General features: G+C 65.9%; 10 protein-coding genes and 1 pseudogene. 10 read left to right on the top strand and 1 reads right to left on the bottom strand.

From position 1 onward, the window contains the following. From B3E94_RS04430 to B3E94_RS04385, 10 genes and pseudogenes are all read left to right on the top strand, one after another. A pseudogene (locus B3E94_RS04430) lies at positions 1–93 on the top strand (bifunctional pyr operon transcriptional regulator/uracil phosphoribosyltransferase); the annotation flags it as partial. 13 nt (positions 94–106) lie between these two features. Further along, on the top strand, positions 107–1,111 hold the full coding sequence (locus B3E94_RS04425) for an aspartate carbamoyltransferase catalytic subunit (protein ID WP_008099987.1): 1,005 nt from the start codon (positions 107–109) through the stop codon (positions 1,109–1,111). After that, positions 1,108–2,379: a dihydroorotase gene (locus tag B3E94_RS04420; protein ID WP_286912468.1), complete on the top strand. Its 1,272-nt coding sequence runs from the start codon at positions 1,108–1,110 to the stop codon at positions 2,377–2,379. Before B3E94_RS04425 ends, B3E94_RS04420 begins: the two co-directional genes overlap by 4 nt. Positions 2,380–2,581: 202 nt before the next feature. After that, the gene (gene hslV, locus B3E94_RS04415; RefSeq protein ID WP_012312406.1) at positions 2,582–3,112 is read left to right on the top strand and encodes an ATP-dependent protease subunit HslV; all 531 of its coding nucleotides are present in this window, start codon (positions 2,582–2,584) and stop codon (positions 3,110–3,112) included. A gap of 73 nt (positions 3,113–3,185) precedes the next feature. Beyond that, positions 3,186–4,529 (top strand): ATP-dependent protease ATPase subunit HslU, encoded by a 1,344-nt coding sequence (hslU, locus tag B3E94_RS04410; RefSeq protein ID WP_176514071.1) that lies wholly within the window; start codon positions 3,186–3,188, stop codon positions 4,527–4,529. A 166-nt stretch (positions 4,530–4,695) separates the two neighbouring features. Then, the gene (locus B3E94_RS04405; protein ID WP_012274559.1) at positions 4,696–5,073 is read left to right on the top strand and encodes a gamma-butyrobetaine hydroxylase-like domain-containing protein; all 378 of its coding nucleotides are present in this window, start codon (positions 4,696–4,698) and stop codon (positions 5,071–5,073) included. Between the two features lie 352 nt (positions 5,074–5,425). Then, positions 5,426–7,105: a class II poly(R)-hydroxyalkanoic acid synthase gene (phaC, locus tag B3E94_RS04400; protein ID WP_286912465.1), complete on the top strand. Its 1,680-nt coding sequence runs from the start codon at positions 5,426–5,428 to the stop codon at positions 7,103–7,105. 66 nt (positions 7,106–7,171) lie between these two features. Then, positions 7,172–8,023 carry a poly(3-hydroxyalkanoate) depolymerase gene (gene phaZ, locus B3E94_RS04395; RefSeq protein ID WP_176514066.1) on the top strand — a complete coding sequence of 284 codons (852 nt, stop codon included), beginning with the start codon at positions 7,172–7,174 and terminating at the stop codon, positions 8,021–8,023. 42 nt (positions 8,024–8,065) lie between these two features. After that, positions 8,066–9,748 carry a class II poly(R)-hydroxyalkanoic acid synthase gene (gene phaC / locus B3E94_RS04390; RefSeq protein ID WP_176514064.1) on the top strand — a complete coding sequence of 561 codons (1,683 nt, stop codon included), beginning with the start codon at positions 8,066–8,068 and terminating at the stop codon, positions 9,746–9,748. A gap of 13 nt (positions 9,749–9,761) precedes the next feature. Continuing rightward, positions 9,762–10,376: a TetR/AcrR family transcriptional regulator gene (locus B3E94_RS04385; RefSeq protein ID WP_286912464.1), complete on the top strand. Its 615-nt coding sequence runs from the start codon at positions 9,762–9,764 to the stop codon at positions 10,374–10,376. A 78-nt stretch (positions 10,377–10,454) separates the two neighbouring features. On the opposite strand, the gene B3E94_RS04380 is transcribed toward B3E94_RS04385, so the two are convergent. Beyond that, positions 10,455–11,134 (bottom strand): phasin family protein (locus tag B3E94_RS04380; RefSeq protein WP_286912463.1); only part of this gene is annotated, 680 nt, incomplete at its 5' end.

Below are 11,134 nucleotides of genomic sequence, written 5' to 3'. Positions count from 1 at the left end.
CTGTCGCTGGCCGCCCATGAACGGGTAAAATTGACCGGACCCGCACCGCTCGCCCTCGAGCGCCAGGACCTCGCCACCGCTTCCGCCCTTTAAGAGTCCCCTCGCGATGACGCCAATCGACGCCAAGCGCCCGCTGCAGCTCAATGACCAGGGCCAGCTGCGCCACTTCCTCTCGCTCGACGGTTTGCCCCGCGAACTGCTCACCGAGATCCTCGACACCGCCGACTCGTTCCTCGAAGTCGGCGCCCGGGCCGTGAAGAAAGTCCCGTTGCTGCGCGGCAAGACCGTGTGCAACGTGTTCTTCGAGAACTCCACCCGTACCCGCACCACCTTCGAACTGGCCGCCCAGCGCCTGTCGGCCGACGTGATCAGCCTGAACGTGTCGACCTCCTCGACCAGCAAGGGCGAGACCCTGTTCGACACCCTGCGCAACCTCGAAGCCATGGCCGCCGACATGTTCGTCGTGCGCCACTCCGACTCGGGCGCCGCGCACTTCATCGCCGAGCACGTGTGCCCGGACGTCGCGGTGATCAACGGCGGTGACGGCCGCCATGCGCACCCGACCCAGGGCATGCTCGACATGCTCACCATCCGCCGCCACAAAGGCAGCTTCGAGAACCTCTCGGTGGCGATCGTCGGCGACATCCTGCACTCGCGCGTGGCCCGCTCCGACATGCTCGCGCTCAAGGCCCTGGGCTGCCCGGACATCCGCGTGATCGGCCCCAAGACCCTGATCCCGATCGGCATCGAGCAATACGGCGTGAAGGTCTACACCGACCTTGCCGAAGGCCTGAAGGACGTCGACGTGGTGATCATGCTGCGCCTGCAGCGTGAACGCATGGCCGGCGGCCTGCTGCCCAGCGAAGGCGAGTTCTACCGCCTGTTCGGCCTGACCACCGCACGCCTGGCCGGGGCCAAGCCCGATGCCATCGTCATGCACCCGGGGCCGATCAACCGCGGCGTGGAAATCGAGTCGGCGGTGGCCGACGGCAAACACTCGGTGATCCTCAACCAGGTCACCTACGGCATCGCCGTGCGCATGGCGGTGCTGTCCATGGCCATGAGCGGGCAGAACGCGCAACGTCAATTCGACCAGGAGAACGCCCAGTGACCCTCAGCATTCTTGGCGCCCGGGTCATCGACCCCAAGACCGGCCTGGACCAGGTCACCGACCTGCACATCGACGGCGGGCGCATCGCCGCCATCGGCGCCGCCCCGGCAGGCTTCAGCGCCAGCCGCACGATCCAGGCCGATGGCCTGGTCGCCGCGCCGGGCCTGGTCGACCTTGGCGTCTCCCTGCGCGAGCCGGGCTACAGCCGCAAGGGCAACATCGCCAGCGAAACCCGCGCCGCCGTGGCCGGTGGCGTCACCAGCCTGTGCTGCCCGCCGCAGACCAAGCCGGTGCTGGACACCTCGGCAGTGGCCGAACTGATCCTCGACCGCGCCCGCGAAGCTGCCAACAGCAAGGTCTACCCGATCGGCGCCCTGACCAAGGGCCTGGAAGGCGAGCAACTGGCCGAGCTGGTGGCCCTGCGCGACACCGGTTGCGTGGCCTTCGGCAACGGCCTCAAGGAAATCCCCAACAACCGGACCCTGGCCCGCGCCCTGGAATACGCCGCCACCTTCGACCTGACCGTGGTGTTCCACTCCCAGGACCGCGACCTGGCCCAGGGTGGCCTGGCCCACGAAGGCGCCATGGCCAGCTTCCTCGGCCTGCCGGGCATCCCTGAGAGCGCCGAGACCGTGGCCCTGGCGCGCAACCTGCTGCTGGTCGAACAAAGCGGCGTGCGCGCCCACTTCAGCCAGATCACCAGCGCCCGCGGCGCGCAGCTGATCGCCCAGGCCCAGCAGCTCGGCCTGCCGGTAACCGCCGACGTGGCGCTGTACCAGCTGATCCTCACCGACGAATCGTTGCGTGAGTTCTCCAGCCTCTACCACGTGCAACCGCCGCTGCGCAGCGCTGCAGACCGCGACGGCCTGCGCGAGGCGGTGAAGTCGGGGGTGATCCAGGCGATTTCCAGCCACCACCAGCCCCACGAGCGCGATGCCAAGCTGGCCCCCTTCGGCGCCACCGAGCCTGGCATCAGCAGCGTCGAGTTGCTGCTGCCGCTGGCCATGACCCTGGTCGACGATGGCCTGCTCGACCTGCCTACCCTGCTGGCGCGCCTGACCAGCGGCCCGGCTGCGGCCCTGCGCCTGCCGGCCGGCGAGCTGAAAGTGGGTGGCGCGGCCGACCTGGTGCTGTTCGATGCCAAGGCCTCGACCGTGGCGGGCGAGCAGTGGTTCTCGCGCGGCGACAACTGCCCGTTCATCGGCCACTGCCTGCCGGGTGCGGTGCGTTATACCTTGGTCGATGGGCATGTCTGCCACGAGGGCTGAGTAAGCCTTGCGGCCTCATCGCCGGCAAGCCGGCTCCCACAGGGATTTGCAGCGCTGCAGCCACTGTGGGAGCCGGCTTGCCGGCGATGAGGCCAGCACTGCCAGGTAGCAACCATTCATCCCCCCCGGTTGAAATCTTTCCCCCCACCCCCATATGAGTCTGCAACAGGCATTTTCGCCCCGCTGCGTGGAGACTCTCCCCTTGACCACCATCGTTTCTGTCCGCCGTCACGGCAAAGTCGTCATGGGTGGCGACGGCCAGGTATCCCTCGGCAACACCGTCATGAAAGGCAACGCCAAGAAGGTCCGGCGCCTGTACAACGGCGAAGTGATCGCCGGTTTTGCCGGTGCCACCGCCGACGCCTTCACCCTGTTCGAGCGCTTCGAAGCGCAACTGCAGAAACACTCCGGCCACCTGGTGCGCGCCGCCGTCGAGCTGGCCAAGGAATGGCGTACCGACCGCTCCCTGAGCCGCCTGGAGGCCATGCTGGCGGTCGCCAACAAGGACGCATCCTTGATCATCACCGGCAACGGTGACGTGGTCGAACCCGAAGACGGCCTGATCGCCATGGGTTCCGGCGGCGCCTACGCCCAGGCCGCAGCCCGCGCCCTGCTGAACAAGACCGACCTGTCGGCGCGTGAAATCGCCGAGACTGCCCTGAACATCGCCGGCGACATCTGCGTGTTCACCAACCACAACCTGACCATCGAGGAGCAGGACCTGGCCGAGTGATCAGTTGTTTTGGCGTCCCGCTCGCTGCGGGACTTTTCCACACTGATTGCCCCGCTCGAGGACCATTTTCATCATGTCCATGACCCCCCGCGAGATCGTCCACGAACTCAACCGCCACATCATCGGCCAGGACGACGCCAAGCGCGCCGTCGCCATCGCCCTGCGCAACCGCTGGCGGCGCATGCAGCTGCCTGCCGAGCTGCGTGCCGAAGTGACGCCGAAGAACATCCTGATGATCGGCCCTACCGGCGTCGGCAAGACCGAAATCGCCCGCCGCCTGGCCAAGCTGGCCAACGCGCCGTTCCTCAAGGTCGAAGCGACCAAGTTCACCGAAGTGGGCTACGTCGGCCGCGATGTCGAATCGATCATCCGTGACCTGGCCGATGCCGCGCTGAAGATGCTGCGCGAGCAGGAAATCGTCCGCGTGCGCCACCGTGCCGAAGACGCCGCCGAAGACCGCATCCTCGACGCCCTGCTGCCGCAGGCGCGGGTGACCAGCTTCAGCGAGGAAGCCGCGCAGACCAGCAGCGATTCCAACACCCGCCAGCTGTTCCGCAAGCGCCTGCGCGAAGGCCAGCTGGACGACAAGGAAATCGAGATCGAAGTCGCCGACAGCGTGGGCGTCGAGATTGCCGCGCCGCCTGGCATGGAAGAGATGACCAACCAGCTGCAGAACCTGTTCGCCAACATGGGCAAGGGCAAGCGCAAGGCGCGCAAGCTCAAGGTCAAGGAAGCGCTGAAGATGGTTCGCGACGAAGAAGCGAGCCGCCTGGTCAATGAGGAAGAGCTCAAGGCCAAGGCCCTGGAAGCGGTGGAACAGCACGGCATCGTGTTCATCGACGAGATCGACAAGGTGGCCAAGCGTGGCAACGTTGGCGGCGCCGACGTGTCCCGCGAAGGCGTGCAGCGCGACCTGCTGCCGCTGATCGAAGGCTGCACCGTCAACACCAAGCTGGGCATGGTCAAGACCGACCACATCCTGTTCATCGCCTCCGGCGCGTTCCACCTGAGCAAGCCGAGCGACCTGGTGCCCGAGCTGCAGGGCCGCCTGCCGATCCGCGTGGAACTCAAGGCACTGACCCCGGAAGACTTCGAGCGCATCCTGCAGGAGCCGCACGCCTCGCTGACCGAGCAGTACCGCGAGCTGCTCAAGACCGAAGGGCTGAACATCGAGTTCCAGGCCGACGGCATCAAGCGCCTGGCCGAGATCGCCTACCAGGTCAACGAGAAGACCGAGAACATCGGCGCCCGCCGCCTGCACACGCTGCTGGAGCGCTTGCTCGAAGAGGTGTCGTTCAGTGCTGGCGACCTGGCCAGTGCCCATGACGAAACGCCGATCCAGATCGACGCGGCCTACGTGAACGGCCACCTGGGCGAGCTGGCGCAGAACGAAGACCTGTCGCGTTACATCCTGTAAGGCCGGCGTCGCCTTCTTCGCGGGGCAAGCCCGCTCCCACAGGTCCTGCACAATGCTCAAGTCTTGTGAAGGTCATGTGGGAGCGGGCTTGCCCCGCGAAGAGGCCCTTGAATCCGAACATCAGAACCTCGAAGCTTGCACCATCAGCTCCCCAGAGATTCTGCCCATGGCCCGCCTGCCCACCGCCATCAACCTGCACAAAGCCTCCAAGACCCTCAGCCTCACCTACGCCCCCGGCGAGGTCTACCAATTGCCCGCCGAGTTCCTGCGCGTGCACTCCCCGTCCGCCGAGGTCCAGGGCCACGGCAACCCCATCCTGCAGTTCGGCAAGATCAACGTCGGCCTGGTCGGCCTGGAACCTGCCGGCCAATACGCACTGAAACTGACCTTCGACGACGGCCATGACAGCGGCCTGTTCACCTGGGAGTACCTGGAACAGCTCTGCCTGCGCCAGGAACAGCTCTGGGCCGAGTACCTCGACGAACTGCACAAGGCCGGCAAATCCCGCGACCCGGCCGAGTCGGTGGTCAAACTCATGCTCTAGCGCAAGCCTTCCAGGGTTTAGAGCGCATTTTCTAATCTCATCTGCTTGAATGCCCTACAGACAGCCCGCAATCGGGCTGTCTTGCGCATTACATGAAAGTCGGGTAACCAATGGGGCTGGCAAGTTCCCTGCATCGCCAATGAGGCAAGCAGGGCCAGGCCGGTTTGTAGAGGTCGCGAGCGAAAGCAGGCTGTCTTCACACGCAGATTCCCCCGCAGCTCATCGCCGAAAGCATCCGGCCCGCAGCACCGCTGTTCCTTATCACTGGTCACCCGAGTAGCAGTACCGGGCAGCAGACTGTGCATGTGCCACAGCAAACCGGTACTCGTCTCAGGACAACGGAGCGTCGTAGATGAGTAACAAGAACAACGATGAGTTGCAGCGGCAAGCCTCGGACAACACCCTGGGGCTGAACCCGGTCATCGGCATCCGCCGCAAGGACCTGCTGAGCTCAGCGCGTACTGTGTTGCGCCAGGCCATGCGCCAGCCGCTGCACAGTGCCAAGCACGTGGCCCACTTCGGCCTTGAGCTGAAGAATGTGCTGCTGGGCAAATCCACCCTGGCCCCGCAGAGCGACGACCGTCGCTTCAACGACCCGGCCTGGAGCAAGAACCCGCTTTATCGACGCTACCTGCAGACCTACCTGGCCTGGCGCCAGGAGCTTCAGGACTGGATCGGCGACAGTGACCTGTCGGCCCAGGACATCGCCCGCGGCCAGTTCGTCATCAACCTGCTGACCGAGGCCATGGCGCCCACCAACACCCTGTCCAATCCGGCCGCGGTCAAGCGCTTCTTCGAGACCGGCGGCAAGAGCCTGCTCGATGGCCTGTCCAACCTGGCCAAGGATGTGGTCAACAATGGCGGCATGCCCAGCCAGGTCAACATGGACGCCTTCGAAGTGGGCAAGAACCTCGGCAACTCCGAAGGCGCCGTGGTCTACCGCAACGACGTGCTGGAGCTGATCCAGTACAGCCCCATCACCGAGCAGGTGCATGCCCGCCCGCTGCTGGTGGTGCCACCGCAGATCAACAAGTTCTACGTGTTCGACCTGAGCCCGGAAAAAAGCCTGGCGCGCTTCTGCCTGCGCTCGCAGCAGCAGACCTTCATCATCAGCTGGCGCATCCCGACCAAGGCCCAGCGCGAATGGGGCCTGTCGACCTACATCGATGCGCTCAAGGAAGCGGTCGACGCGGTGCTGGCGATTACCGGCAGCAAGGACCTGAACATCCTCGGCGCCTGCTCCGGCGGCATCACCTGCACCGCGCTGGTCGGCCACTACGCCGCCCTGGGCGAGAACAAGGTCAATGCCCTGACCCTGCTGGTCAGCGTGCTCGACACCACCATGGACACCGATGTGGCGCTGTTCGTCGACGAGCAGACCCTGGAATCGGCCAAGCGCCACTCCTACCAGGCCGGCGTGCTCGAAGGCAGCGACATGGCCAGGGTGTTCGCCTGGATGCGCCCCAACGACCTGATCTGGAACTACTGGGTCAACAACTACCTGCTCGGCAACGAGCCGCCGGTGTTCGACATCCTGTTCTGGAACAACGACACCACGCGCCTGCCGGCCGCCTTCCACGGCGACCTGATCGAGCTGTTCAAGAACAACCCGCTGACCCGCAGCAATGCCCTGGAAGTGTGCGGCACTGCCATCGACCTGAAGAACGTCACGTGCGACATCTTCAGCGTGGCCGGCACCACCGACCACATCACCCCCTGGCAGTCGTGCTACCGCTCGGCGCACCTGTTCGGCGGCAAGATCGAGTTCGTGCTGTCCAACAGCGGCCACATCCAGAGCATCCTCAACCCGCCCGGCAACCCCAAGGCGCGCTTCATGACCGGCGCCGACCGCCCGGGTGACCCGGTTGCCTGGCAGGAGAACGCCGACAAGCATGCCGATTCCTGGTGGCTGCACTGGCAGAACTGGCTGGGCGAGCGCGCCGGCGACCTGAAAAAGGCGCCCACCCGCCTGGGCAACCGCGCCTACGCCGCAGGCGAAGCCGCACCGGGTACCTACGTTCACGAACGATGAGCTGCAACGCCGTGGCCGCCAATGGCGTGCCACGGCGCTTTTTTTTGCCACCATAGAGCCACGCGCATGTCGCAACCCTACATATTCAGGACCGTCGAACTGGACGACCAATCCATCCGCACCGCAGTGCGGCCGGGCAAGCCACACCTGACGCCGCTGCTGATCTTCAATGGCATCGGCGCCAACCTGGAACTGGTGTTCCCGTTCATCGAAGCGCTCGACCCGGACCTGGAAGTGATCGCGTTCGACGTACCGGGGGTGGGCGGCTCTTCCACCCCGCGCCACCCTTATCGCTTCCCGGGGTTGGCCAAGCTCAGCGCGCGCATGCTCGATTACCTGGACTACGGCCAGGTCAATGTCATTGGCGTTTCCTGGGGCGGCGCGCTGGCCCAGCAGTTCGCCCACGACTACCCCGAGCGCTGCAAGAAACTGGTGCTGGCGGCCACGGCGGCCGGCGCGGTGATGGTGCCGGGCAAGCCCAAGGTGCTGTGGATGATGGCAAGCCCGAGGCGCTACGTGCAGCCCTCGCATGTCATTCGCATCGCCCCGCTGATCTACGGCGGTGGCTTTCGCCGCGACCCGGAGCTGGCCATGCACCACGCGGCCAAGGTGCGCTCCGGCGGCAAGCTTGGCTACTACTGGCAGCTGTTCGCCGGCCTTGGCTGGACCAGCATCCACTGGCTGCACAAGATCCAGCAGCCGACACTGGTGCTGGCCGGTGACGATGACCCGCTGATCCCGCTGATCAACATGCGCCTGCTGGCCTGGCGAATTCCCAATGCCCAGCTACACATTATCGACGACGGCCATCTGTTCCTGATTACCCGGGCCGAGGCCGTCGCCCCGATCATCATGAAGTTTCTCCAGGAAGAACGTCAGCGCGCGGTCATGCATCCGCGCCCCGCCTCTGGCGGTTGATAGTCGCTGCCCGCGAATCCGGTAAGACGAGGGAGTGTTGCCATGAAAGACAAACCGGCTCGAGGAACGACAACGTCTCCCGCCACCAGCATGAACGTGCAGAACGCCATACTCGGCCTGCGCGGGCGCGACCTGATTTCCACGCTGCGCAGCGTCGGCCGCCAGAGCCTGCGCAACCCGCTGCACACCGCCCGCCACCTGCTGGCCCTGAGCGGCCAGCTGGGCCGCGTGATGCTGGGCGACACCCCTTACCAGCCAAACCCGCGCGACAGCCGCTTCAACGACCCGACCTGGAGCCAGAACCCGTTCTACCGGCGCAGCCTGCAGGCGTACCTGGCCTGGCAGAAGCAGACGCGCCTGTGGATCGAGGAAAGCCACCTCGACGACGATGACCGCGCCCGCGCGCACTTTCTGTTCAACCTGATCAACGACGCCCTGGCGCCCAGCAACTCGCTGCTCAACCCGCTGGCGGTCAAGGAGCTGTTCAACACCGGCGGGCAGAGCCTGGTGCGTGGCGTGGCCCACCTGCTCGATGACCTGCGCCACAACGACGGCCTGCCGCGCCAGGTCGACGAGCGCGCCTTCGAAGTGGGCGGCAACCTGGCCGCCACGCCCGGCGCGGTGGTGTTTCGCAACGAGATGCTGGAGCTGATCCAGTACAAGCCGATGAGCGAGAAGCAGCACGCCCGGCCAGTGCTGGTGGTGCCGCCGCAGATCAACAAGTACTACATCTTCGACCTGCAGCCCAACAACAGCTATGTGCAGTACATGCTCAAGCATGGCCTGCAGGTGTTCATGGTGAGCTGGCGCAACCCCGACCCACGGCACCGCGAATGGGGCCTGTCGAGCTATGTGCAGGCGCTGGAAGAGGCGCTCAACGCCTGCCGCAGCATCAGCGGCAGCCGCGACCCCAACCTGATGGGCGCCTGCGCCGGCGGCTTGACCATGGCCGCGCTGCAAGGCCACCTGCAGGCCAAGCACCAGCTGCGCAAGGTGCGCAGCGCCACCTACCTGGTGAGCCTGCTGGACAGCCAGTTCGAAAGCCCGGCCAGCCTGTTCGCCGACGAGCAGACCATCGAGGCCGCCAAGCGCCGCTCCTACCAGCGCGGGGTGCTGGACGGCGGCGAGGTGGCGCGGATCTTCGCCTGGATGCGGCCCAACGACCTGATCTGGAACTACTGGGTCAACAACTACCTGCTGGGCAAGACGCCACCGGCCTTCGACATCCTCTACTGGAACGCCGACAGCACCCGCCTGCCCGCGGCCCTGCACGGCGAATTGCTGGACTTCTTCAAGCTCAACCCGCTGGCCCACGCCACTGGGCTCGAGGTGTGCGGCACGCCCATCGACCTCAAGCAGGTCGACCTCGACAGCTTCACCGTGGCCGGCAGCAACGACCACATCACCCCGTGGGACGCCGTGTACCGTTCGGCCTTGCTGCTGGGCGGCGAGCGGCGCTTCGTGCTGTCCAACAGCGGCCATATCCAGAGCATCATCAACCCACCCGGCAACCCCAAGGCCTACTACCTGGACAACCCCAGGCTGTCGAGCGACCCACGCGCCTGGTTCCACGATGCGCAGCGCAGCGACGGCAGCTGGTGGCCCTTGTGGCTGGAGTGGATCACCCCCCGCTCCGGCCCGCTCAAGGCGCCGCGCCTGGAGCTGGGCAACGCCACCTATCCACCGCTGGGCCCTGCGCCAGGCACCTATGTCCTGACCCGATGAGCAGCCTGCCTGGATGAAAACCCGCGACCGTATCCTTGAATGCGCCCTGCAGCTGTTCAACGCGCAGGGCGAGCCGAATGTCTCGACCCTCGAGATTGCCAACGAACTGGGCATCAGCCCGGGCAATCTGTACTACCACTTCCACGGCAAGGAGCCGCTGGTGCTGGGCCTGTTCGAGCGCTTCGAAGAAAGCCTGATGCCGTTGCTCGACCCGCCGCTGGAGGTGCGCCTGGACGCCGAGGACTACTGGCTGTTCTTGCACCTGATCGTCGAGCACATGGCCCGCTACCGCTTCCTGTTCCAGGACCTGTCGAACCTGACCGGGCGCCTGCCCAAGCTGGCCCGTGGCATGCGCAGCCTGATCAATGGCCTCAAGCGCACCCTGGCGGCGTTGCTGGCCAGCCTCAAGGGCCAGGGGCAGGTGGTCAGCGAAACCCAGGCGCTGGGGCAGCTGGTGGAACAGATCAGCCTGACCCTGCTGTTCTCGCTGGATTACCAGCGGGTGCTGGGGCGTGAGGGCGATGTGGGGGTGGTGGTGTATCAGGTGATGATGCTGGTGGCACCGCACCTTGAGGAGAAGCCGCGGGAGGCAGCGCAGCAACTGGCCCGGCGGTATCTGGAGGGGTAGGCCTGCCGCCATCGCCGGCAAGCCGGCTCCCACAGGTACCGTGGGAGCCGGCTTGCCGGCGATGGGGACGACGCGGTATCAGGCCTGGGTAGCTGCGTTCACCGGTGCCGAGGGTGCGCTGCTGGCCGGGGCGGCGCTTGGCGCAGGCGCGGCGGTGGCGGCCGGGGTGGCGCTGGCGGCCGGTGCTGCAGGCTTGGCGGCGGCCGGTTTGGCCGGGGCCTTCTTCACTGCAGGCTTCTTCGCCGCAGCGGGTTTGGCCGCAGCAGGCTTGGCAGCCGTTTTGACCGCAGGTTTGGCCGCGGCAGTCTTGGCTGCTGGTTTGGCAGCAGGCTTGGCCGCAGCGGTTTTCGCCGCAGGCTTGGCCGGGGCCTTGGCCAGTGGCTTGGCGGCGGTCTTGCTGGCAGCAGGCTTGGCCGCAGCTGCGCGCGAGCGCGAGGAAACCGGGGTCACCGAAGCGCCGGTCAGTTTCTCGATCTGCTTGGTCAGGCTGTCGACCTGCTGGTGCAGGGCCTTGATCTCGTTGCGGCTTGGCACGCCAAGGCGCGAGATGGCGCTGTTGAGGCGCTTGTCGAAGGCCTCTTCGAGCTCGCTCCACTTGCCCAGGGCGCGGTCTTTCACGCCGGACACGCGGGAAGTGGTCGAGGACTTGGCGTTCTCGGCCACGTCTTCAGCGGTTTTCTTCGCCTGCTTCTCGGCCTTCTCGCCATCTTTGACCAGCGAATCGAACAGCTTCGGGCCGTCCTGGTCGACCTTCGAAT

Origin of the sequence: Pseudomonas sp. UBA6315, from assembly GCF_002438125.1 — a bacterium.
Lineage (GTDB): Bacteria > Pseudomonadota > Gammaproteobacteria > Pseudomonadales > Pseudomonadaceae > Aquipseudomonas > Aquipseudomonas faucium.
This window is presented reverse-complemented; position numbering and strand designations above follow the sequence as displayed.